The sequence below is a fragment of the Lelliottia sp. RWM.1 genome (genome assembly GCF_016859735.1).
Taxonomy (GTDB): Bacteria; Pseudomonadota; Gammaproteobacteria; order Enterobacterales; family Enterobacteriaceae; genus Enterobacter.
Map to the genome: position 1 here is coordinate 15368 of NZ_WLVC01000029.1, position 23781 is coordinate 39148.

General features: G+C 51.7%; 24 protein-coding genes and 2 pseudogenes. 10 read left to right on the plus strand and 16 right to left on the minus strand.

What is annotated here, in order from left to right:
* The first annotated feature begins 105 nt into the window (after nucleotides 1-105).
* Nucleotides 106-267: a DUF1127 domain-containing protein gene (locus tag GF617_RS18220; protein ID WP_181622096.1), complete on the plus strand. Its 162-nt coding sequence runs from the start codon at nucleotides 106-108 to the stop codon at nucleotides 265-267.
* A 47-nt stretch (nucleotides 268-314) separates the two neighbouring features.
* Here the strand turns inward: GF617_RS18220 and GF617_RS18225 are convergent, their stop codons facing one another.
* Together GF617_RS18225 and GF617_RS18230 are read right to left on the minus strand one after the other, a co-directional pair.
* On the minus strand, nucleotides 315-569 hold the full coding sequence (locus GF617_RS18225; protein WP_181622097.1) for a DUF4282 domain-containing protein: 255 nt from the start codon (nucleotides 567-569) through the stop codon (nucleotides 315-317).
* Nucleotides 570-651: 82 nt separating this feature from the next.
* Nucleotides 652-2043 (minus strand): PLP-dependent aminotransferase family protein, encoded by a 1392-nt coding sequence (locus GF617_RS18230; protein WP_203452209.1) that lies wholly within the window; start codon nucleotides 2041-2043, stop codon nucleotides 652-654.
* A 102-nt stretch (nucleotides 2044-2145) separates the two neighbouring features.
* Here GF617_RS18230 and GF617_RS18235 point away from each other — a divergent pair, with 102 nt between their 5' ends.
* Nucleotides 2146-2625, plus strand: coding sequence for a carboxymuconolactone decarboxylase family protein (locus tag GF617_RS18235; RefSeq protein WP_181622099.1), 480 nt, complete (start codon nucleotides 2146-2148; stop codon nucleotides 2623-2625).
* A gap of 65 nt (nucleotides 2626-2690) precedes the next feature.
* On the opposite strand, the gene GF617_RS18240 is transcribed toward GF617_RS18235, so the two are convergent.
* Nucleotides 2691-3326, minus strand: coding sequence for a DUF2272 domain-containing protein (locus GF617_RS18240; RefSeq protein ID WP_181622100.1), 636 nt, complete (start codon nucleotides 3324-3326; stop codon nucleotides 2691-2693).
* 20 nt (nucleotides 3327-3346) lie between these two features.
* Nucleotides 3347-4501, minus strand: coding sequence for a hypothetical protein (locus GF617_RS18245; protein WP_181622101.1), 1155 nt, complete (start codon nucleotides 4499-4501; stop codon nucleotides 3347-3349).
* A gap of 388 nt (nucleotides 4502-4889) precedes the next feature.
* Here GF617_RS18245 and GF617_RS18250 point away from each other — a divergent pair, with 388 nt between their 5' ends.
* The 6 genes from GF617_RS18250 to GF617_RS18275 all read left to right on the plus strand — a co-directional run bounded on the left by GF617_RS18250 (nucleotide 4890) and on the right by GF617_RS18275 (nucleotide 8999).
* A complete protein-coding gene (locus GF617_RS18250) occupies nucleotides 4890-5213 on the plus strand; it encodes an antibiotic biosynthesis monooxygenase (protein ID WP_181622102.1) in 324 nt (107 codons plus the stop codon).
* Nucleotides 5206-5607, plus strand: a complete 402-nt coding sequence (locus GF617_RS18255; protein WP_203452210.1) for an amino acid-binding protein — start codon at nucleotides 5206-5208, stop codon at nucleotides 5605-5607. The genes GF617_RS18250 and GF617_RS18255 overlap by 8 nt, the downstream gene beginning before the upstream one ends.
* Nucleotides 5576-6271: a helix-turn-helix transcriptional regulator gene (locus tag GF617_RS18260; RefSeq protein ID WP_203452211.1), complete on the plus strand. Its 696-nt coding sequence runs from the start codon at nucleotides 5576-5578 to the stop codon at nucleotides 6269-6271. Before GF617_RS18255 ends, GF617_RS18260 begins: the two co-directional genes overlap by 32 nt.
* A gap of 114 nt (nucleotides 6272-6385) precedes the next feature.
* Complete coding sequence (locus tag GF617_RS18265) at nucleotides 6386-6856, plus strand: MarR family winged helix-turn-helix transcriptional regulator (protein ID WP_181622105.1); 471 nt, start codon at nucleotides 6386-6388, stop codon at nucleotides 6854-6856.
* Nucleotides 6853-7920, plus strand: a complete 1068-nt coding sequence (locus GF617_RS18270; RefSeq protein WP_181623677.1) for an HlyD family secretion protein — start codon at nucleotides 6853-6855, stop codon at nucleotides 7918-7920. Before GF617_RS18265 ends, GF617_RS18270 begins: the two co-directional genes overlap by 4 nt.
* A 2-nt stretch (nucleotides 7921-7922) precedes the next feature.
* Nucleotides 7923-8999, plus strand: a complete 1077-nt coding sequence (locus GF617_RS18275) for a DUF2955 domain-containing protein (protein ID WP_203452212.1) — start codon at nucleotides 7923-7925, stop codon at nucleotides 8997-8999.
* Here the strand turns inward: GF617_RS18275 and GF617_RS18280 are convergent.
* The 4 genes from GF617_RS18280 to GF617_RS18295 all read right to left on the minus strand — a co-directional run bounded on the left by GF617_RS18280 (nucleotide 8996) and on the right by GF617_RS18295 (nucleotide 12477).
* On the minus strand, nucleotides 8996-10267 hold the full coding sequence (locus GF617_RS18280) for a DUF445 domain-containing protein (protein WP_203452213.1): 1272 nt from the start codon (nucleotides 10265-10267) through the stop codon (nucleotides 8996-8998). The genes GF617_RS18275 and GF617_RS18280 overlap by 4 nt on opposite strands.
* 113 nt (nucleotides 10268-10380) lie before the next feature.
* Nucleotides 10381-11028 carry a LysE family translocator gene (locus tag GF617_RS18285; protein ID WP_203452214.1) on the minus strand — a complete coding sequence of 216 codons (648 nt, stop codon included), beginning with the start codon at nucleotides 11026-11028 and terminating at the stop codon, nucleotides 10381-10383.
* Between the two features lie 38 nt (nucleotides 11029-11066).
* Nucleotides 11067-11819 (minus strand): AraC family transcriptional regulator, encoded by a 753-nt coding sequence (locus GF617_RS18290; RefSeq protein ID WP_203452215.1) that lies wholly within the window; start codon nucleotides 11817-11819, stop codon nucleotides 11067-11069.
* A 112-nt stretch (nucleotides 11820-11931) separates the two neighbouring features.
* Nucleotides 11932-12477 carry a YfaZ family outer membrane protein gene (locus tag GF617_RS18295; protein WP_181622110.1) on the minus strand — a complete coding sequence of 182 codons (546 nt, stop codon included), beginning with the start codon at nucleotides 12475-12477 and terminating at the stop codon, nucleotides 11932-11934.
* A gap of 560 nt (nucleotides 12478-13037) precedes the next feature.
* On the opposite strand from GF617_RS18295, the pseudogene GF617_RS18300 reads away from it, so the two are divergent.
* Together GF617_RS18300 and GF617_RS18305 are read left to right on the plus strand one after the other, a co-directional pair.
* A pseudogene (locus tag GF617_RS18300) lies at nucleotides 13038-13716 on the plus strand (hypothetical protein).
* Nucleotides 13717-13952: 236 nt separating this feature from the next.
* A pseudogene (locus GF617_RS18305) lies at nucleotides 13953-14433 on the plus strand (Hcp family type VI secretion system effector).
* Nucleotides 14434-14483: 50 nt separating this feature from the next.
* On the opposite strand, the gene yjiA reads toward GF617_RS18305, so the two are convergent.
* From yjiA to hpaX, 8 genes are all read right to left on the minus strand, one after another.
* Nucleotides 14484-15437 (minus strand): GTPase, encoded by a 954-nt coding sequence (gene yjiA, locus GF617_RS18310; RefSeq protein ID WP_203452216.1) that lies wholly within the window; start codon nucleotides 15435-15437, stop codon nucleotides 14484-14486.
* Nucleotides 15438-15447: 10 nt separating this feature from the next.
* A complete protein-coding gene (locus GF617_RS18315; RefSeq protein ID WP_181622112.1) occupies nucleotides 15448-15651 on the minus strand; it encodes a YbdD/YjiX family protein in 204 nt (67 codons plus the stop codon).
* Between the two features lie 99 nt (nucleotides 15652-15750).
* Complete coding sequence (locus tag GF617_RS18320; protein WP_181622113.1) at nucleotides 15751-17904, minus strand: carbon starvation CstA family protein; 2154 nt, start codon at nucleotides 17902-17904, stop codon at nucleotides 15751-15753.
* A gap of 204 nt (nucleotides 17905-18108) precedes the next feature.
* Nucleotides 18109-19008 carry a YafY family protein gene (locus tag GF617_RS18325; RefSeq protein ID WP_181622114.1) on the minus strand — a complete coding sequence of 300 codons (900 nt, stop codon included), beginning with the start codon at nucleotides 19006-19008 and terminating at the stop codon, nucleotides 18109-18111.
* 180 nt (nucleotides 19009-19188) lie between these two features.
* Entirely contained in the window at nucleotides 19189-19701 is a 513-nt protein-coding gene (locus GF617_RS18330) for a 4-hydroxyphenylacetate 3-monooxygenase reductase subunit (protein ID WP_181622115.1), read from the minus strand.
* Nucleotides 19702-19718: 17 nt separating this feature from the next.
* Nucleotides 19719-21281, minus strand: coding sequence for a 4-hydroxyphenylacetate 3-monooxygenase, oxygenase component (hpaB, locus tag GF617_RS18335; protein ID WP_181622116.1), 1563 nt, complete (start codon nucleotides 21279-21281; stop codon nucleotides 19719-19721).
* A 192-nt stretch (nucleotides 21282-21473) separates the two neighbouring features.
* A complete protein-coding gene (gene hpaA, locus GF617_RS18340; protein ID WP_203452217.1) occupies nucleotides 21474-22388 on the minus strand; it encodes a 4-hydroxyphenylacetate catabolism regulatory protein HpaA in 915 nt (304 codons plus the stop codon).
* A gap of 9 nt (nucleotides 22389-22397) precedes the next feature.
* Nucleotides 22398-23774, minus strand: coding sequence for a 4-hydroxyphenylacetate permease (gene hpaX, locus GF617_RS18345; protein WP_181622118.1), 1377 nt, complete (start codon nucleotides 23772-23774; stop codon nucleotides 22398-22400).
* Nucleotides 23775-23781 lie beyond the last annotated feature (7 nt).

Here is a 23781-nt window from a genome sequence, read left to right on the forward strand (position 1 = left end):
ACTGTTTTAGCGGATCTGTATGTTAAACAAAAGTTGTTTTTGAATCTGTATTGAAGGCGGGCATTTCCACGATGATAAAGCCTCTGGCAAAGTGAGGAGAGCATCATGGAATTCTTTGAAAATCGTTCAAAACGTCCGTTTATTGCATTTATCTGGATCGGGAAAACGATCAAACACTGGTATCGTGTCAACCGTACACGCCGCATTTTAAGCCGCATGAGCGATGAGCAACTGAAAGATGTCGGACTGTCGCGATATGATGTCTGAGGTCGTTGGCCGGGCAGGCATAGCTGCTACCCGGCAACGTTAAAAGATTACTCGACAGATTTCACTGTCGTGTTTTCTGCAATTCGGCGCAGGTATTCATTGTTCTTGAAGGCAACCATGATCAATTCAAACATCACGCGGCAACCGATCAGGCTGAAGATCATACCGAAAAACCCGGTGATCAGATGTTCAGTGAACATGGAATACACGCCGCCAATTAAAATAAATGCCATGGCGATCCAGTAGAAAAAGACCAGCACACGTGGCGTTAACAGGTAGTCGAATCCCAGAATTGATTTCATTTTTCTTTTCCTTAGAAATATAAAAAATAGCGAAGGGTGTATCTCTATCACAGTCTGGTGTTGTGCGGATAGCTATCTGAATTCAGAGTAGTAAATCCAGCGTCTGCTGTTTTGGTCTTCTCAGCAGATCCCGCGCTTCCTCATATGTCCGCACGTTGTTGTAGCCCATCACCAGCCCGTAGCGTTTGCCAGACCCGCGATACCATTCGGACAAGGCATTGACCTGCAACTGCTGTTGCTGCCAGCATTGCGCAATTTCGCGGTCACAACTGCCTTTGGTGAGAAATGCCACTATGTGCATTCCGCCATCGTTTTGCTCGGTGAAAAACAGGTCGCCATACACCTCCTGTAGTGCAGCAATCATCCAGTCACGGCGGGTTTGATAGAGGGTTCGCATCTTTTTCAAATGGCGGAAAAAGTGCCCTTCGCTGAGAAATGCCGTGAGGATTTTTTGCGTCAATACAGGCTGGCCGCTGGCAACAATGTCGGCACAGTCAGTAAACGCATCCACGGTGCTGACGGGCATAACGATGTAGCCCATACGCAGCGACGGCATGATTGTTTTGCTGAATGAGCCCATAAAAATCACCCGGTCATGTGAGTCGAGACTCTTCAGCGACGGCAATACTTTGCGGGTGTAGTGAAACTCGCCATCGTAATCATCTTCGATGATCCAGGCTTCATTTTGTGTGGCCCAGTCAAGTAACTGCTGTTTGCGCGGCAGAGAGAGCGTCACCGCCAGTGGGCTCTGGTGTGAGGGTGTCACAATCGCAAAACGGGCGTCATGGTGATGGCGCAGCAGGTAATCCGTATCCATTCCTGAACGGTCTACTGGTACGGTGTGCAGGTGTGGCACGATGCGCTTAAGCAATTGCTGGCCCATAAAATAGCCCGGATCTTCAAATACGACTTTGTCGCTACGGCTGGCAAGGGTATCGAGGATCAACCGCAGGCTGCCGCTGTAGCCGCTGGTGATCAGCACCTGTTCCGCTGTGCAGGACAGACCGCGTGAGATATTGAGATAGCTGGCGATGGCCTGGCGGAGTGGATACCAGCCCATAACCGGTGGGTTGAGCATCTCTTCCTGGCGCATAGCGCGCGAAGCCTGGCCTGCCAGCAGCAACCATTTCTTATAGGGAAAACTATCCAGGGCGGGAATACCTGGCCGTAAAAATCCGGCCCGTTCGCGCTGGCTGATAAGCGAAGCCGGTAAGAGGCCGGTCGTCTGGTCTGTCGTGGCGGTTTGTGTAACAGGCAGGGAGAGATCCGGGTTGACCCGCGTTCCTCGTGCCCCCTGGCTGACCAGATAGCCTTCGCCGGTGAGAATGGCATAGGCCGTTTCGACGGTTTTGCGTGCCACCTTCAGCTCTTCCGCCAAGACGCGAATGGCAGGTACTTTGTCTCCGGGTTTCAGCACACCCCGCGTAATGTTATCGCGGTAACGGGTATAAATGTCGTGATAACCCGGCTTCATGTCCTACCTCATTTCATCATTTTTGTATCTTTTTACTATGTCATGAGCAGCGTAAATTTGCCTCATCGCATTTCATATGCCGCACACAAAAGAGGAAAGACAATGAGCACTCGCGTTAACCACCATAAAGCGACACCTGCACTCGCCAAAGCGCTGTCAGACCTGAGTATGGCGGTCGCCAGGACCTCCATCGACCCGGCGCTGAAGCACCTGATCGACATTCGTGTTTCGCAGTTGAACGGCTGTACTTTCTGTCTGGATATGCACTCAAAAGAAGCCAAAATCGCCGGAGAACGCGAACTGCGCCTGTATCATCTGGCGGCCTGGCGTGAATCACCGTTGTTTAGCGCCCGTGAAAAAGCTGCGCTGGAATTTACCGAGGCGCTGACACAAATCAGTGCCCACGGCGTGAGCGATGCGTTGTACCGCAGCGTGGCAGAGCATTTTTCAGATGTGGAGATTTCAGAGCTGAACTTCGCGATTGTGGCGATCAACGCCTGGAACCGCCTGGGGATTACGTCCCGCATGGAGCCAGGCTCACTGGATGTGGCTTACGGCCTGAACCGCGCTAACCTCGAATAATTCCGCGTTCACCCGGCCTGCATGACGCTATATTGCAGGCCGGGTCAATATCGAGTGGACAAGCACTAATTGAAATTATGTTTGAGCACAGCAAACCATAAATGCTGATCGTCTACTATGTGGCCATTTGAGTCTATTTTTAACCGTTTACACGTGACCGAATCCATAACATTTGCACCGATGACATCAATGTAATTTTTCCCTTTATCGATGACTAAATCAGTATGGCTCTCATAAGCAGTTGTTTTATCGTAATAAGCATTTGCTTTTTCTGAAGTTAAATTTTTCCCTCTGGCATAAGCAATGAGATCACCAATGTCTGGTGCTTTGCCCTGAGTGTTAATTCGATATCCCCAATAGGCAGAAGATTTATCGTGTTGCTGTAACGCGGTGATAAATTTTCGAATGTAAACAGAATGGCTCTGATTAAAAGGGAATTCCTGTTTATTAAACCCACCCTGTGCCATGAAGGCACTCATTCCCACCGCCGACCATGCATATTTATCATCCTGGATTGCCCATTTCGACGGTGAACCCCCACCAATTTTACAGTAATGATCAATGACATATTGGGCGTAATCATCTTCGTCATCCTTATGACCGATCTTTTTCGAGTGGGTGGTGAGATCCCAGGTGGACTCTCCCCAGTATATCCACTCTTTCTTTGCGGCATTAATAATAGAGTCAACTGTTGCGGGCATTATATCTCTCCTGTTCAGTGTTACTGGATTGGTGTATTCAGGATTTTATCCACGAGTGCTTTAAGAGGGGTGTTGTCATCTTTTATTTTTTCGCTAATATCTTTTACTGCATTTTGTATTTTAATTCTTTCGATAGTATCGGTCTGAATAAGTCTGACATAGAGGGCACTGGCTGCCTGATAAGCAGTGAATCCCTGCTCACCAGCAATAATGCTTGCCAGGAAATTTATATATTCTGGTTTGAAACACATTTGCAAAATATTGACAGCGGCAAGCTTTTCTCCCGGATCCTGGCTTTTTGTGAGTGCTGGTAGCATAAATAGCGCCGCTTTACCAAACTGGCGAAGGCGGCTTGCGACGGCAGACATTCGTTGTAGTCTTTCATCACCTTTTTCCATCTCCTCACGGGTTTGCTTGTACTCACTTGCCAGTTGATTCACTGCAACACTTACCGTTTCCGGAGGGTTGTCCTGCGCGAGTTTAGCGAGTTGTTCAGCATTGCTGATTTCTGCTTTGGATGGAATGACCGGTGAACCTGCTGGCGCAACGTTTGGCGTTGGATTACTCAGTACGGCGTTAAAGATCTCAGTTAATTTTCGGTCCGAGAAAATGAATATTTGTTGGAGAAAGAGTCGGGTGCAAAAGTAGCCATTTAAGAATCCCGCCGTTAAAAACGTAATGAGAATAGCTAATGATACAGATGTATTAATGCCAGAGGGATCTTTACCTGCCACTAATGCCATCTTTTCGCTGATTTGCCAGAGCGTTGATCCAATTGTTTTTACATTGACGAGCGTTAACCCGACAATAATTTTTGTAAGCCAGTCAGAAATTTCTTCAAGGTTTGTGTTGGGGCGGGTTTGGCTTGATTGCTGTGTGCCCATTTGTGTATCTTTGTTGCCATTAGTACTGAGTCCAGTTTTAGGAACGCCAAAAAGAAATCCGAGGGCTGCACCAATGGCCAAACATGCGCACATCCATAATAACAAGGCTCCCATATAACGATAGCGCGTGTAGTCTCCCAAAATACTGATGAAAATTAGCGAAATGAACCCAATGAATATTATCGGTCGAATCATTCTAACTGCAATTCTTAGATTTCTCAGAGAGCTGTTTTCATCCCAATCACTAAGTACCAGTTTTCTTTTTAGAAATGCAATGAATTCATTAAGCATCTGGTCTCTCCATTCTCATCTTTCAGCAGGGTGTAGCCTGAATTATTGATGTGGTGAATGTTAGTAATGCTAAAGTCTTATTTCATTCTTACGCATTTTATGCTGTGGCTATATGGCTAATCAAAAAAGTGAAAGAGATATGACTGGCGTCAGATATTATTATTAGTTGAGTGTGACGGATATGTTTCCATTCCATGGAAAAAACAATATTTCATTGATTTTTATTTTAAAGACTTTCTGTTTTTATTGTTTATATGAATATATCCAGCATTAAATATTGATAGCGAGTTAAGCTATGGTGATAAGACAAAAACATTTCGCTCCTCACCGAAGCATCGCATCTTACCTTCCTTCATGCTCTCCTGAACCTCACAACGGAGAGACAACCATGATCGCAGTCCTTTTCGAAGCTAAAGCCGAACCTGAACACCAGGCGCGTTACCTGCAACTCGCTGCCGGGCTAAAACCGCTGCTGGCGGATATTGACGGTTTTATTGATATTGAGCGTTTTCAGAGCCTGACGACCGACGGCAAAATCCTCTCGCTCTCCTGGTGGCGAGATGAAGACGCCATCCGCAACTGGAAGCAGAATGTGTTCCATAAAGCGGCTCAGGCCGAAGGACGAGAATCGATTTTTGCGTTTTACCACATTCGGGTGGCGAAGGTGGTGCGGGAGTATTGCTCCGAAAACGGAGGCCATGCCCATGTATGACATTCATGTAATTTTCAGGGAGACGCCCGGTGAGCTGGCCCGGTTTGGTCAACTGCTCGGGTGTCATGGCGTAGGGCTGGAGGGCGGCGGTGTGTTTGGTGTCAACGCACACTTCCTGGTTGCAGAAGGCGGCAAGGCCATGCGCGTATTGGGCGAAGCCGGTTTTAACGTGCAATCTGTCAGTAAGCCACTGATCCGCAAGCTGAAGCAGGAGCGTCCGGGTGAGTTGGGGGAAATAGCCGCTGCGCTGGCCTCACAGGGGGTGTCTATCCTTGCGCAATACAGCGATCACGCGAACCATCTCATTCTGCTGACAGATAATGATACTCTGGCGGCTGAGATCACCCGACAGTGGATCACCGATGCTGAAAACGCGCCAACTCACAGCGGATAACACCGCGCTGGAACAGGCAGTCGCGGCGGTTGCCTCCGCAATGGCCGACCCGTCGCGCGTCAAAATGCTCTGCGCCTTAATGGACGGGCGGGCGTGGACGGCCACAGAACTAAGCGCCGCCGCGGATGTAGCGCCCTCGACCGCCAGCGGTCACCTTACCCGGCTGGTGGACGGTAAATTGATCACCTGCCTTTCCCAGGGACGCCATCGTTACTATCGCCTGGCGGGGCATGACGTGGCGGAACTCGTGGAGCAAATGATGGGGTTGTCGTGGAGCCGAATCACTCCACCAGAAACCACAGCACCAAAAACGATGCGCGAAGCCCGCACCTGTTACGATCATCTGGCAGGTTCGGTTGCTGTAGAAATCTACGAGTTTATGCAGGCGGATGGCTGGCTGGAACCGGATGGCTCCTCGTTAACTCCGCGTGGGCGCGAGGCGTTCCTGCGCGCGGGGATCTCTCTCAGCGACAAACCCCGCCGTAAGGCCTGCTGCGCCTGTCTGGACTGGAGTGAACGGCGGTTTCATCTGGGGGGGGAAGCAGGGGCGGCGCTTTTCATTCATCTCGAAAGCAAAGGATGGATCCAGCGCGTGGCGGGTTTTCGGGAGGTGGTGGTGACGGCTTCCGGAAGAGTCGCTATCGTCAGGCACTTTACGGGCTGAAACATGCCCGGTGACACCGTTGTCCCTTTCACAATTCCTGCTCTTTCCTTTCTCGTTTCTTGATACTTACCCTGATAACTATTATCTTTGCCGCGTGATACGAGAGGATTTCCCATGAGTGAAAACGATCTGTTTAGCCGCCGGCCAATGGGCATGCGGATGGCGATGATCGTGCGTCAGTGGCGTGCGGTGATTGACGATGCCATTCTCGATACCGGGTTAACCCAGTCGAGCTGGACGGTGATGATGCAGCTTCAGCAACTGGGCGATAATGTTTCGGTAAGCGAACTGGCGGAAGTGCAGGGCATTGAACTGCCGCCGCTGATGCGTACGCTCACCCAACTGGAAAAGCAGGGATATTTACTGCGTACCACATCGCCTTATGACAAGCGCATCCGGCTGCTGGCGTTGACACCCAAAGGGAACGCCATACTCAAGACGCTCACCCAGGTGATAGAAACCTTTCAGGCGCGGGTGTCACAGAATATCGCGCCTGAGCATCTTGAGATTTTCAGTGCCACATTGAATCAATTCGCCTGCAATTTGCGGACAATCCGCGAAGAAGACAACAAGACCGAAAAATAATGACTCCTGAACAAAAGTTTGCCCGCTGGGTAAGGGTGAGTATTGCCTCTTTCCTGCTGATGTTTGTCTATTTTATCGTCGCGGATATCTGGATCCCGCTGACCCCGGATTCCACCGTGATGCGCGTCGTGACACCGGTCTCTGCACGCGTGGCGGGCTATGTCGCTGCGGTACACGTACAGAACAACAGTCAGGTGAAGAAAGGCGATCTGCTGTTTGAACTTGATGACACGCCGTTTCGCAACAAAGTTGAAGCCGCGCAAATCGCCCTTGAGCAGGCTCGTCTTTCTAACGACCAGCTTGACGCTCAAATTACCGCTGCGCAGGCCAGCCTGAAAACGGCGCAATTAACCGCCCGTAACGACAAGGTGACTTTTGACCGTTACCAGAAGCTCAGTACTCTGCAAAATGTCTCACAGGCGGATCTGGATAAAGTCCGTACCACCTGGCAGAGCAGCGAGCAGTCTGTGAGTTCGCTGAAGGCGAACATTCACAACCTGCGTATTCAGCGCGGAGAGCGCGAGGAGCACCGCAACGTAACGCTGCAAAAATACCGTAATGCTCTGGATGATGCCCAACTGAACCTCAGCTGGACGAAAGTCTACGCGGAAGCTGACGGGACGGTCAGTAACCTGCAGTTAAGCCCCGGTTTTTACGCCTCGTCGGGCTCTGCCGCGCTGGCACTGGTGAATAATCAGACCGATATCGTGGCCGATTTCCGTGAGAAAAGCCTGCGTCATACTCATCAGGGAACTGATGCCGCCGTGGTATTTGACGCCTTCCCAGGGCAGGTTTTCCGCGCGCATGTTACCAGCAGCGATGCAGGTATCCTGGCCGGTCAGGAAGCGGTGAATGGCGAACTCTCTGAACCTGAGACGTCTAACCGTTGGGTGCGCGACGCTCAGCGTATGCGGATCCATGTGGCACTGGATGAGGCACTGCCGAAGCATTTGCCTGGCGGAGCACGTGCGACGGTGCAGCTCTACAACAGTGAAGGGCCGTTTGCGCGTTTCTTTTCCAGGCTGCAAATCCATCTCGTCAGCCTGCTGCACTATGTCTATTGATCATGTCTATTAATACTCTGGCGCGGGTGTTTACCCCGCACGGCAACATCGTTTATACGGCAAATGACTTTCGCCAGACGCTGCGCATTGTCTTTGCCGGGATGATTGCGCTTAGCGTATCGAGCTTTTACAACACCAGCTACGGCGTCTTTTATGTGGTGTACCCCATCATGCTGTTGTCGCTGGTTCCGGTATTCAACCGCCATGTGGCGAAGCAGTTCGTGTTCAGTGCATCACTAAATTGCGTCGAAATGGTGATTATTATCGGCTATTTGTCGCAATGGCCGTTGATCATGACGCTGGTGGTGTTTGCCCTGTACGTGATGCGTTTTCGCTTTATGAGCCAGGGACCGTTGTTTCTGTTTGGTTCGATGGGCGTGGTGTGTCAGAGCGTGATGCTCAACTTTATGAGCTACCCCACCACGAACTGGCATACGCTGCTGTTTTCCAATATCGAAGCCAGCGTTATGGCCGTCTGTTTAAGTGCGTTGATGAACTACCTGCTGCCGGACGTTGAGCCGCGTAACCCCCCACCACTGATTGAGAAAGACGCGGCCCGGGTGCGCCATGAGTCGCTGCTCTCTGGTACAGTCGCAACGCTCATCTTCGTGGTTTTTCAGCTCAGTGATTTAAGTGATTCGCTGTCAGCGCTGATGGCCGGAATTTTGATTTTGTTTCCGATGCATTACCGCGGTTCGGTGATGAGCTCAATCTGGCGTGTGGTCGGTGTGGTGCTGGGTTGCCTGTACATTCTGGTGGTGCAACTGGTGTTGTACGATCACAGCAGTCATATGCTGCTGATGATGCCGCTGATTGGGCTGGGGCTGGCGTTTGGCGCGCGTCTGCATGTCATGGAGAAAGTCGGCGCGGGCGTTGGGTTTGCGAGTATTACCACCATCGGCATTATGTTCGGGCAAAACATGCACCCGGATAGCGACCTGGTGTTCAGCGATCTGTACCGGATCACCTCCGTGACGTTTGCGCTGGTGGCGACGCTGACCCTGGTCTTTTTAGTGCATTTGATCCTCAACGGCTTTGAGGCGACGCGTTACGTCATTGCGCCGCCAAAAGAGGATTAAATGTGCAGTACGGCGGGCAGCTGTGAGAGTAAAAACAGGATCAAACCGATCGTCCCGCCGACCAGCGTACCGTTAACGCGGATGAACTGCAGGTCTTTACCGATGTTCAGCTCAATCTGGCGCGACATATCGTTCGCATCCCAGCCTTTCACCGTGTCACTGATGTGGCGGGTAAGAAATGCGGCAAAGCCCGGTGCGACGCGGTGTGCAGCTTGCTCCAGATGCTCGTTCAGCGACGTCCGCAGGCTGGCATCGTTCGTCAGCGTTTCACCAAACCACAATCCGGCCCGGGCGATGCGCTGCTTCACGCGTGAATCGTCGTTCTGCATATCCGCTTTCAGCCACTGGCGCAGGTCGGTCCACATCTCCCCCAGATAGCGGTTAAACGCTTCGTCATTCTTCAGATAGTGTTTGATGTTCTCAGCTTTCGCCGCCATGTCAGGGTCGTTCTTCAGGCTGTCGATAAGCTTCAGCGTGGCGTTGTCGAACGCCTTGCGGATCTGGTGAGTACGGTCGTGGCTGATGTCATCCAGCAGAGTATTCACCGCCTTCGCGACCATCTCCGCACTCTGATCGCCCAGCCATTCCGTCGGCAGCACCATCGCCTTGCGCGGGTGTTCCGTCTCAAGCCAGTGAACAATCTGTGTGGCGATGAAATCTCGCGTACTTTCTCGCTGAATAAGTGTAATCAAACGGTTGATGATGGCGTCCAGCAGTACCTGATGACGGTTATTTTTGGTCATGCTTTCCAGCATCACCGCGCTGGTTTCGGTGAAGTCGACCTTATCGATAGCCTGATGCACCGCGCGTTTTAGCAAACGCTGAATACGCCCGTCATCGGTCAGCTCCAGAAAACCGCTCATCACCTGAATCAGGTGCTGCCCAACGCGCTGAGCGTTTTCAGGCTGGCTGAACCAGTGGCCCATCATCTTTGCCGGTTCATAACGACGAATGAGTGCCACCAGTGACTGAGTATCGAGAAACTTCTCCTGCACGAACTGGCCGAGATTGTCACCGATCCGATCTTTATTACGCGGGATAATCGCCGTATGGCGTGAAATGAACGGGATCGGAACCCGGCGAAACAAGGCCACCACGGCAAACCAGTCCGCCAGGGCGCCGACCATCGCCGCCTCGGCAATGGCCTTGACGCCGCGCACCCAGAAGGTCTGCGGCAGAAAGAGAGTGGTGATAAACGCTGCGGCGGCAATCAGCAGCAGCGACAGTGCCAGCAACTTGGCGCGTTTGAGTTCAGCTATTTTGTCCATGAGGTTAAGGATAGAGGCAGCGCTGGATAAAATGCAAAAGGTTGTAGAGGAATACAGAGTGTTCACGAAATGAATATGTTTACGGGATATCTCAAATACGCCAATCAGAGCCGTCAACTGATGGTGTATAAAACCCGCCACAAAACCCAGCCGCCGAATACCATCAGCACACTGCCTGCTGTGCGTTCAATCCGCCACACGGCGTGGCTCAGTTTGTGTTGCACTGCGGGCAAGCCAATAAGTGACACCACGGCGAGATCCCACACCAGCACCGCCATCACCATCCAGATGCCGCTGACGGATTTCTGAAGGAGTGTCACATCTGGCCCTAATAACGACGTCATCAGCGCCAGATAGAACAACGCATTTTTGGGGTTCAGCAGAGCGGAGCCCAGTCCGAGCAGTATCTGTTTGGACACCGAAGGGCAGCACCGATGGGTTTCATTGAGCGCCAGAGCTTGTGGGGGGCTGCGTACCAGATGCGCGCCAATCCAGAGCAGATACAGTGCCCCTAATAGTTCGATCAGGGTAAATATCCCGGTGAACTGGCGCAGCACCTGCCAGCCGATAACCACCAGCAAAATATACAATCCGTTGCCCACCGCAATGCCAAAACAGAGCCCCATACTGCCACGCAGTCGGTAACGTACGGCATATCCTGTCAGCAGGAAAAAGTCGGGCCCCGGACTTAACAGGGCAACAAAATGCGCCAGCGCGAGAGCAAGAAACGTGGAAGGGAAAAGCGTCGATAACAGTTCCATAGTCACCTCAGAAGAATATCTGCGGTCACACTACGGTATTACGCGGGGTATTTATTGTCAGATATTGATCGACCCGTAGCGTACTGACGAGGCGTTGCCGCCGTATAGCGTACAAAGGTTTTATGGAAATGACTCTGATCGGCAAAACCGCTCTGATAGCCGACATCGGCAATATCATCTCCGGCTCGCAGACGTGCTTTGGCGTACTCCACACGCGACATATTAAGAAAACTTCCGGGTGTCAGGCCAGTGTCTTGCCTGAAGGTGCGTATCAGGGTCTCTTTGCGTAACGAAAATCGCCGGGCAAACTCATCCAGCGTCGGCGGGGTGAGGAGGTTGGAAAGTATCGTCTGTTGCAGTTGCTGGCTGGTTGGACGCAATATGTCCTCCTCTTGCTCTCGATGGGGAAAAGCGGCCAACAGCGCGTTGAGCGATGAGGGAGTCATTGTGTCCACGACGTTGAGATAGAGTCTGAAAATCGCCTCACTGCGAATGACCTGCCGGGCGAGCGGGAGAGTGGTTTCGATATAAAGCATGTGATAGCTGCGGGGGTGTCCGTTATGCGGGTTGCAGCTATGCGGGACATGGGCGGGTATCACGATGATATCACCAGGCGAAAGAAGGTACTCCTGGCCGTTACAGACGCAGCGTGTTTTTCCTTCCACAATGGCGCCGATCGACAACTGGGCATGGCTATGGCATTTGTAGGCCTGACGGCTTTGCCTGGTACTACGCAGCTCTAAACCGGATTGTCGGGTGAAGGTCTGATTAATACCACGCGGTGTTGTCATCGGCCCGTCCAGACGTTTTTTGATTTTTATATCACAATCGTGCTGTTGCGCATTCTGAAAGCAATAAAAAAACCTGCCAGAGGGCAGGTTTTGTGGATTACGTGGGGCAGGATTAGAAAGAGACGCCGCCGCCAACATAAGCGCCATCGATCAGGGTGTGGTTTGGACGACCATCTTTGCCATCAACGCTGACATGGCGATAACCCACTTTCAGGGTGACTGGTGTAATTGGCGTCCAGCTTACGCCACCATTGGCTTCAACGTAGTTTTTCACGCTGTTATTCAGCCCTTCTGGTGCGGCATAGCCTTCACCGAATACATGGATGCTGTCGGTCAGTGCCACGTTAACACCGCCGCCGATAGGGAACGCCACACCGTTATCGCCTTTTTTTGGACCGATATAGATGGCTTTCGCACCGGCATTCAGCATCACCGGGCCCACTTCAAGGTTATAACCCGCACCTACGCCACCTGTTTGCGTCCCGTCCTGGGTGTTTTTTAGCCAGTTGCTTTCTGCATAGACGCCAGATGAGGATTTACCCATTTCCAGATTGAGGTTGGTGAAGTTTTTACCTTGCTCAATGCTACCGCCCATCGCGAGGGCAGAGCCCGATACGGCAGTCAAAACGGAAAGGAGAAGGATATTAAGCTTTTTCATGGTGTACGCCTTGTCATCAAATTAATCTGAGGACACCTTAGCAAGCGATGTTTACGACTGCAAATGTGATTGTAGTCACTGTTTTATGCTGCTTTTGTTATTTTTATGCTTTGATAGTGTTGTGGTGACGTTGTTTCATTGCGACGTCAACAGGTAACATTTTAACGTTTAGGCGAAGTTTAATTTTCAGGCTAAACCTAAACTGAACGGGGCAGGAATAATGATTGGAAGTGAATTAATTAAGGTTCTAATAGTTTCCAAAAATGTTTCTATTGTCACAGATAATAACGTAAATTTACATTTTAAAGATTAAAATATACTCAATTATTCCTGGTGCATGGGTATTGATGGCACTAATGCTTGCTGCCTCTTTGTTTTATATTGCCATGGGAAAGGAAAATTTCTGTGTAAGGCGATTGTGATTTTTGCGTTGCTTGAACCGATCTTTTATCTACGCAAATTCTGATCCTTCTCTCAAAGAGAACGCTGAATCTCCATTTACTCAACACCAGAGCATGCATACACTTTTTCCCGGATGTAATGAATGGCAAGGCGTGACCATGTATTACAGGGATGACATTATCCGTTATTTGCAGTCCAATAACATTCTCGCATTGAAGCTTGACCAGGCAGTAACAGGTGTACATAAGGCGGTATCAAACCAGATTGAGATAATAGGTGCTGGCGCAAAGCGAGTACGGTATTACACGTCATGCTTGCCGATGAATACCAGGATGTTTGTCAGAGACAAAAGACAGAAGATGTCCGGTTTACATAAGGTGTGATGCATCTTTTGCAACAGGGTGATGTTGTTTATGAAATGCTCAAAATATATTTTGAGGAAAGATTTAAAGACAAAACGTCTGCGCAGTTAGAACACATCAAACAAATGTTAATGGCGGTGAATGTTCACATAGCTTCCAGTTCGCTGACAAACGCCGGATTCGCTTTAGCAGCAGCATCGACCGTAGCCGTTGGTATGAATTCGGCACACTGGTTGGCGGTTGGACACTGAGAGGAATCGCGGCAGCGGGTATATATGGCGTTGTTCAGAATGCAGCAGATAGTTCACATCGTCTTCAAATTATTTACCCTGAATACTACGCAGCGCTATATGCGCAAGAGCTGGAAATGATGTACTTCCTGATCGAACCATTGTTTGAGCGAGCCAATGCGCTTAAATCACAGTGGATATCGGATCGTGGTATTGCCTATATTATTGCTAAAATGGTTCGATAATTTATGATGAATCTTATTAGGTGTTTTTTTTAAGAGATTATTCAAATCATTATTTTCAATGTATGGTCCCTTCCTACTAACAATTTTGTTCGCAGTCATTTTCGCTCGTTTTTTTCAGATGCTCCTATTTGGTTAGTGCCTTTGTTCTTCGTATTCATGATTTTTATATTTTCTCGTTATGTAAAATGGTGAAAATTCAACGGTAATGTTTTTTAAAACATTAATAAGGATATTGTATGTCTACTCCAGCACACTTATGGCTCGATGATGAAAATGATTCTCCTATTCCAGGCGGCTGTATAATGCCTCGGCGTTTAGGCTCTATCGAATTAAAATCCTTCTCTCATGGCGTAACCATCCCTGTTGACCAGAACCTGGGAAAACTCACCGGAACACGCGCCCATCGTCCGATTGTGATAGTTAAAGAGTTCGATCAAACGACCCCCTCTCCTGTATCGCGCTATCTGTGAAGGCCGTACCCTGAAGAAAGCCACAATCAAGATGTACCGAATCATGGAGTCCGGTGCTGAGGCAGAGTATTTCAATATCATTCTTGAGAACGTAAAACTCACAACAGTTTCACCATACCTTTCGTCTAATGGACTGAGCAGTACACATCTTGAAACGCTCGAATTACGTTATGAGTCGATAACCAGGAAGTATACGGAAGGGAATATTATCTATTGTGATACCTGGAATGATCGATGCACTGTATGAAGCCATCACCCTGGCCCTCTCCCACAGGGAGAGGGAAACAGTATATTCGACTATTTTCGTAACCCGGCAAACCCCGCCCGAATCTCTTCTTCCGGCAGTTGGATCCCAATAAACACCATTGTGCTGTGCGGTTTTTCATCGCCCCACGGTCTGTCCCAGTCGGCGCTATACAAGCGCTGTACGCCCTGGAACAGCAGACGGTTCGGCTCACCGTCGATCCACAGCATCCCTTTGTAGCGCAGTAGCTTGTCGGCAAACGACAGCAGCAGGTTTTCCATCACGCGGGAAACGTCGCTGATATCCACCGGATAATCCAGCTCGACCACAATCGACGACACGTCGTTTTGCTTGTCGGCCATAAAGTGAAAACGCGGCGTTGAGGTGACGTTTTCTTCCAGCATAAAACCGTTGGTGTTGAACAGCTGAGAAAGGTCGATATCCCCGTACGTCACGGTGTAGATCGGCGCGCGAGCATTGATGCGGGTCAGGCGTTCTCGCAGTTGTTCACTCTCGCCTGCGACATCGGTTTTGGTCAGCAGGATGCGGTCGGCATAGCCCACCTGAGACTGGGCGATGGTGAACTGGCTCATCTGTTCGTCGGCGTGAACGGCATCGACCAGCGCGATGACGCCGTCCAGCAGATAGCGTTGGCAGAGGATGTCGTGCGAGAAAAAGGTCTGGATAATCGGGCCTGGGTCGGCCATGCCTGTGCACTCAATCACCAGTCGGTCGAAATCAATATCGCCGCGATCGCGACTGTCGAGCAGATCGAGCAGGGCATCCTCTAATTCGTTAGAGCGGGTGCAGCAGATGCAGCCGTTGGTAAGGGTTTTGATCTGCGTTGCGCGGTCGCCAATCAGCTGGTCATCAACGGAGACTTCACCGAACTCATTTTCGATGACGGCGATTTTGAAGCCGTGCTTTTCGTTGAGAATATGGCGCAGCAGGGTCGTTTTGCCCGCACCGAGAAAGCCGGTGAGTAAGGTAACTGCAATCGGTGTCATGGTCTCTCCTTTAACAGCAGCGTACGCCGCCTTCTCCACTTCCGCCGTAGCGCGCTTCCTGACGCTCGCGGAAAAATTCGCTGTAGGTCATGCAGGGCTTATCCGGATGATTGGTCTTCATATGCTCAACGTAGTTGTCATAGTCCGGAATGCCAATCAGCATTTTTGCCGCCTGACCGAGGTATTTTTTTGCTTCGCCTAAGTTACCAAACATAACGCATCCTGATAAGAAAAAGCCCGGCGAGGGGGAGTCGCCGGGCGTTGTTTCCCCTCACCTCAACCCTCTCTCAACAGGGAGGGTGAGGTTTGTGGATTAGTGGTGTGACGAGGTCTTCACGCCGCCTTCCGGAACAGGCACGTATGGTGTCTCTTTATCCGTACGACCTTGTGCGTTACGCACATTAATCCAGGTTTTGATGCCGTAGAAAATGATGCTGTACACCACGACCAGGAACAGAATACTCAAACCTGCGTTGGTGTAGTTGTTCACCACGATATGGTTCATGTTCGCAATCTGCTGTGCCGTCAGGTCACCGCCGCCAGCGGCAATCTTCTCTTTGTACTGGTTAGCCATGAAGAAGAAGCCTTCCAGTTGCGGGTTGGCGCTGAACAGTTTCAGACCCAGTGCCCAGGTGGTGCAGAGCAGCAGCCACAGAGCCGGAACAACCGTAACCCAGATGTATTTGGTGCGTTTCATTTTCACCAGTACAACTGTGCCGAGTACCAGTGCAACCGCTGCCAGCATCTGGTTAGAGATACCGAACAGAGGCCACAGGCTCTTCACGCCGCCCAGTGGATCAACTACGCCCTGATACAGCAGGTAACCCCACAGGCCTACACAGCCCGCAGTGCCCAGCACGCCAGCCACCAGAGAGTCGGTTTTCTTCAGGAACGGTACGAAGTTACCCAGCAGATCCTGCAGCATGAAGCGGCCAGCACGCGTACCGGCATCCAGCGCAGTCAGGATGAACAGTGCTTCAAACAGAATACCGAAGTGATACCAGAAGCCCATATCGGCCCACGGCAGCACTTTGTGGAACACGTGTGCAATACCGACAGCCAGCGTTGGTGCGCCACCTGCACGGTTCAGAACCGACGGCTCACCAATGTCTTTTGCGGTCTGCATGATCTGTTCAGGCGAGATCACAAAGCCCCAGGAGCTGACGGTTGCGGCCGCATGGGCGCTCGCATCTTTCAGCTGTGCCATGATCATCGCGGCGTTTTCACCTCCCATCTCATGCAGGTTCGGCATGGTAATGCCTAAGCCGGCTGGTGGGGTGTTCATCGCAAAGTACAGACCCGGTTCGATAATGGAGGCGGCAACCAGCGCCATGATTGCGACGAAGGATTCCATCAGCATTGCGCCGTAACCGATCAGGCGAGCGTCTTTTTCGTTCGCCAGCAGTTTTGGTGTTGTACCGGAAGCAATCAGAGCGTGGAAACCAGATACCGCACCACAGGCAATGGTAATAAACAGGAACGGGAAGAGCGCGCCTTTCCACAGTGGACCTGTGCCATCAATGTACTGGGTGACCGCTGGCATTTTCAGATCCGGGTTGAGGATCACAATGCCGAGCGCCAGACCGACGATAACGCCGATTTTCAGGAAGGTCGCCAGGTAGTCACGCGGAGCCAGGATCAGCCATACAGGCAGCAGGGCAGAGATAAACGCGTAGCCAATCAGTGCGAAGGTAATGGTGGTGTCTTTAAAGGTCAGCGCCGGGCCCCAGTATGGGTCGTGCGCGATGATGCCGCCAAAGTAAATAGAAGCAACCAGCAGAACGATACCAATCACCGAGACTTCGCCTACGCGGCCTGGGCGGATAAAGCGCATGTAGATACCCATGAACAGGGCAATCGGCACAGTTGAGCAGACGGTGAAGACGCCCCACGGGCTTTCGGCCAGCGCTTTCACCACGATCAAGGCCAGCACCGCCAGGATGATGATCATAATCAGGAAGCAACCGAACAGGGCGATCGTACCTGGTACGCGACCCATCTCTTCTTTGATCATCTCACCCAGAGATGCACCGTTACGGCGAGAAGAGATAAACAGCACCATGAAGTCCTGTACCGCGCCCGCCAGTACGACACCGGCCAGCAGCCACAGCGTACCCGGCAGGTAACCCATCTGCGCGGCAAGTACCGGCCCAACCAGCGGCCCCGCACCTGCAATCGCGGCAAAGTGGTGACCAAACAGCACATAGCGGTTGGTGGGAACATAGTTCAGGCCATCGTTGTTAATGACCGCCGGAGTGGCGCGCGTTTCGTCAAGTTTCATGACCTTTTGCGCGATGTACAAGCTGTAATAGCGGTACGCCACCAGATAGACGGAGACAGACGCGACCACGATCCACAGGGCGCTTACGTGTTCGCCCCGGCGTAATGCGACAACCGCCAGACAGAAAGCGCCGAGGATCCCGAGTAATGCCCAGGGCACGTGCTTAAGTAGTTTTTTCGTATCCATAATTAGACCTGGTTTTAAGATGAAAAATGGGTCAGGGTTCGTTGTGAGGAAGTATTGAGTAATGCTGAGGCGATCTTGCCAGACACGCGTGTGTGTAAAGGAAGGTAAATCGGTGAGTGGTTGTAAGTCGTGGGTAAGCGGTCAAAGATGCGGACGAGTGGTTCAGGCTCGCCGCAATCGGGTGTCATTATGTGATTAAGATCACTAAGATTGTTCTTCAGGAACTTGTGTCAGATAGCCTTCCAGAGTCTCAAGGAGTTTATCCTTGAGCCACTCCGGTTCTAAAATCTGGATATTGGGCAGCCAGTAGAAAATCAGCGGCAGGATCTGATTCTCATGTGCGGCCTGGCAACGTAGCGTTATGCCCCCGCTCTGTTCGGCGATTAACGCCTGCTCCGGCAGCAGATTACGTCGTCTGAAGTAGTGTGAAATATTATCGTTAATGAATATTTTCACTTCGAAATTATCTGTTGATACCCAGGGATCGAGGCTTTTCTCCAGTAATTCAACCGCATTATTGTCAGGGGTAAATGTGGTGCTTTGAATATCAAACCAGCTTATCTGACTCAGCGAGAAGGATTTTAGTCGGCTACTCTCGGTCGCTTGTAAATACCATATATTTTTTTTGTTAATGAGTTTGTAGGGATTAATGAGGCGCGTCTTGCCTTTATAAACGATCTGGCAAACATTACGATTCTTAATCGATTTCTCAATATTGGGTAAATGGCGACGAATATCCGTTTGCACAGTATGTTCTGCATCATTGCTCAGAATAAGAATATGGTTATCGTCGACGCGTGACTCGAGTTTTTGCCAAAACTCCGCGCTCCGGTCAGGGAAAAAGCTATCAGCATTCAGGAAGTTAGCAATGGTGTGATGCAGGCCTTGTCCGGCGGATATTTGAGCAGAATGAATCAGGCGATATTGCCCGCTTCCGGTGTGTTCAACAATGGGAGAAAGCGCATTCAAATCCCGGTATACGGTGCGCTCAGTAATTTTAAATTTTTCCATCAGTGCACTGCGGTTGACCACACCGTTTAAATGTAGCTCCATCAGAATATCGACCAGACGTTCAGCCGAGCGGCTCCGCGTCGAATTAGCCATAAGGTATTCCTGTCTATTTTATGATGATGCGCTGAATTATGCAGATGGCACTGACAGGGAATGTCAGTATTCAGACACAAAAAATTTATCTTATGGTTATATAACGGCGTGATTTAGCGGAAACATTAATATTATTTGCGGGGGGATGCGCTGGCCTGAGAATAGCCAGCGCATTGGGGATCATACGACGGCGTCAAGCTCCCCGATTACCGGGTGGAACTGGCGTTTAAAATAGATCAGACCGTGGCCCTCTTCACTCAGGATGATGTTTTTAATTTCAACCAGATAGACAAGATGCGTGCCGATGGTTTGCACCTGGCTTATCACCCCTTCAAGGCTTGCCAGCGCGCCTGTCAGTACCGGTTGCGCGAGCGGGCCTTTTTGCCAGCAGGAGAGGGTAAAACGATCCTCCATCGCCATTCCGGTCATCCCGGCGAAGTGGCGGGCCATGATCTCCTGCTCGTGATTCAGTACGTTGACGCACAGTTTTCCATTTCCCTGAAAAACCGGGTTCATGGCGCTGTTGGCGTTGATGCACACCATCAGTGAGGGAGGCGTGTCTGTGACGGAGCAAACGGCGGTGGCGGTAATGCCACAGCGGCCGGCTTCCCCTTCAGTGGTCACAATATTGACCGCTGCCGACAGGCTGGCCATTGCATCGCGAAAACGCAGGCGTTGTTCATTGGGTTGCATTGAAACCTCCCGCTGCGTTATTTCAGCAGCTTATCCAGCATGTTGATATCGCTGTTGTTGTGCAGGTGTGGCACAGTCCAGCCGTGTTGGTCGTACTCGGACATACAGCGGTCGACCATCGCCATCATCTTGTCCATGTTACCGGAGGTCTGCGCCTGACGCAGGCACTGCAGGCGGATCTCATCCTGGCTACCGGAGTAGTTAATTTCATACAGCTCATGGCGGCCGCCAAACTCGCTGCCAATGGCATCCCACATCAGTTTCAGGATCTTGATGCGTTCGACATGATCCATGCCGTTGGAGCCGCGAACGTATTTCGCCAGATACTGATCGATTTGTGGGTTATTCAGATCACGGGCACTGGACGGCAGATAGATCAGGCCGCTGGTGACGTTACGTTCGATAATGTTTTTGATCTTGGCGTAGGCCATCGGGGCCATTACGCGGTACGTCTGGAGCGCGGCATGATCCGGCAGATATGCGCCGTTGACCCATGGGGTGGCTTCAGAGCACATGGAGTCGCTCAACGCCCAGAACATATTGCGCCAGGCCACCACTTCACCGAGATCGGCCTGTACACCTCGGAACTCCAGCGTGCCGGTACATTCCAGCGACTTTTTCAGCAGGGCGGTGATGAAGTCGAGTTTTACCGCCAGGCGCACACAGGCCTGAAGCGGGTACATACGGGCAAAACCGCCTTCCATTGTCCAGCGACGGCAGCGATCAAAATCGCGGTAGATCAGCACGTTTTCCCACGGAATCAGCACATGATCCATCACCAGAATCGCATCATTTTCGTCAAAGCGACTGGAGAGCGGGTAATCGAATGGGGAGCCGGTCGCACCTGCCACCATCTCGTAGGAGGCGCGAGAAATCAGTTTTACCCCTTCTGCGTCCATTGGCGCGACGAACATCAGGGCGAAGTCCGGGTTGTCACCCATCACTTGCGCTGATCCAAAGCCGATCATGTTGTAGTGAGTGAGCGCTGAGTTGGTTGCCACCACTTTTGCCCCGCTGACGATGATCCCGGCATCCGTCTCTTTCTCCAGCTTGATGTAGACATCTTTCACTTCATCAGCGGGTTTATGGCGGTCAATAGGCGGGTTCACAATCGCGTGATTAAAATACAGGCCCGTTTCCTGGATGCGGGTGTACCAGTTACGGGCGTTCTGCTCGAACTGGCCGTAAAACGCCGGGTTGGCCCCCAGGGCGCAACCAAAGGCGGCTTTGTAGTCGGGTGTACGTCCCATCCAGCCGTAGCTCAGGCGTGACCACTCCGCAATGGCATCGCGCTGCTGGCGGAGATCGTCTGCACTTTTCGCCACGCGGAAGAACTTATGGGTATAACCGCCGCTGCCCGTATCGGTTCCCCAGCACAGCGCGTCCTGCATCTCTGGCTTGTGCAGTGCATCGTACATTTGTGCAACGGATGCTGCCGCATTGCGAAATGCAGGATGGGTCGTGACGTCTTTAACGCGTTCGCCATAGATGTAAATCTCACGCCCATCCTGCAGGCTCTTCAGATACTCTTCGCCGGTTAAGGGACGTGTGGCGCTTGCGCGGAAATCTTCAGGTTTCATAGGGACCTCTTCAGTATTAATCGGAATATTATTGTTAAATTTATGTTTTGTTTTTGTTGTTTAATTGAAGCGCGAGAGGCGCGTGGCGTGAAGGGACGATTGGGACAACGGCGGGTACTTTTCGGGCGGGTGCGGGTTTTGTGATCGCGGTCCCCTCACCCTAACCCACTCCCCAGAAGGGAGAGGGAACAATTACCCTCTTTCCCCTTTAGGGAGAGGGGTAACCGGTACTTTCTGCGCCCGGTACGCGCTGGGTGAGCACCCGACCAAGCGATTAAAAAAACGTGCGAAATAGGCCGGATCTTTAAACCCAAGCTGCCAGGCAATTTCGCTTACGGCCCTATCGGAGAACAGCAGTAGACGCCTGGCTTCACGCAGTTGTCGGTCAAAGATCAGCCGCTTGGGCGGGCGGTTGGCAAAGCGCCGACAGATATCAGTCAGGCGCGATTCGGTCAGATGCAGCTCGCAGGCGTAGTCCGGAACCGTCCAGTGCTGGTGGAAATGCGTGTCGATCATCTGGTTAAAGCGCTGGAACAGCTTCAGTTCGCCACGCATCCCACTTGCCGCATGATCGTCGAGCCTCGCATTACGCAGCAGGAGGGTAAACACCGCCTGAGCGAGGAGTACCAGCGTATGCTCGCGCCCTGGCAACTGCTCGGTAGACTCTCGCTCAATCAGCTGCCAGTAATGCTTGAGGGCGGCCAGCTCATCCGGCTTATCGGCCAGTGACAGGCACATACCCGGCAGACCGAACGTTTCCCGCGTGCCAGGGTAGAGCACTTCCAGCAGGGGCCAGATCAGATCTTCTCGCACCGTCAGCACATGCCCGTCGCTGTCTGATTCCGTGATAAAGGCATGCGGAACGGACGGCGGCGTAAGGACAAACAGCGGAGCTTGCACCGAATAGCGGTGATCGTCGAGCTGTAGCTCGATCTGCCCGGTATCGAGAAAGTGCATCTGAAAGTACTGATCATGGCGATGTGCCTGCATATCGCGGCCAAAAAAGGCCGCCATACGGGCAAATGACTGGTAGTGCACATCGTCCGTACCCAGACTTTCGTCATACTCTTTGCTGATATCAATATTGGCGATCGGGCTTTGGCACATAACCGCTCCTTACGGCGTGGCGCGCGGACGCGACGCTTTCATCGGGATCGTCCAGATAATGATCGCCCCAACAACCAGCAGGGCTGCCACAAACCACAGGCCACTGTTGAAGCTGCCAGTTAAATCTTTCAGCCAGCCGATCACAAAAGGACTGAGCGCCGATCCGATGTTGCCGGTGGCGTTGATCACCGCAATCCCGATGGCCCGTGCGCGGAAGCTAATAGATTGATCTGGTGTGGTCCAGAAGATCGCCATCGCGCTAAAGGAGCCGGTGGAGGCCATGATGATCCCCAGCAGTTGGATCATGCTGTGGCTGGTTGCGGAAGCCAGTAACCAGCCCACGGCAGCAAACAGATACGGCAGGGCGGTGTGGTGTTTGCGTTCCTGGTACTTATCGGAATGTCGGCTCCAGTAAATCATGCCAAGAATGGTGCAAACTTGCGGGATGGCGGCCAGCAGGCCAATGGTGATATTGCTGCTGCCCTCGTTGAAGCTTTTGAGGATCTGCGGCGTCCAGATGCTGATGGCGCTCAGGGTGTTGGTCAGGCAAAAATAGGCCAGCGTATACATCAGCACAATCGGAGTGAACACCTCACGCCACAGACTGCGTTGCTGCATGGCGTGATGGCTGATTGCCCCTTCGGGCTGCACCAGCGTCAGCCTGTCGTTATCCATCATCTCCTGCAGGCATTTTTTGTCATCATCGGTCAGCCATTTGGCTTTGGAAGGGGAGTCATCCAGCCAGAACCACACCATGATCCCAAGGAGAACTGACGGGAAACCTTCCAGCAGGAACAGCCACTGCCAGCCGTGCAAATTCAGTATGCCATCCAGCGCCAGGATATAGCCGGAGACGATAGATCCCAGCGCGGTGGTGACGGGCATGGCAATCATAAAGAGGGCATTGGCGCGGGCACGGAAAAACGCCGGGAACCAGTAGGTTAAATAGACCAGAATACCCGGCAGAAAACCGGCTTCGGTAATGCCCACCAGGATACGCAGGATGTACAGGCTGTTCGGCCCGGTGGCAAACATCGTTGCAGTAGAGGCTACGCCCCACAGCACCATGATGGTGGCGATCCAGCGTCGTGCACCGACGATCCCCAGCATGATATTGCTGGGGATCCCGAAGATCACATAAGCGGCGTAAAACAGGGTCGTTGCCAGACCAAACATGGTGGCGCTGAGGCCGAGATCACGGCCCATCGTGAGGCCGGCAAAGCCGATATTGATGCGATCCAAAAACGAAAAAATAAACAGGACGAACAAAAATACGATCAACCGACGAAACAGTTTGTTGATGACCGCCTGTTGCCGGGTGGTCAGTTGCTTATGCTGATTTGCCGGATCGAGCTGGTCCGGAAGTGCTGATGATGTATCGCTCATTGTCTTT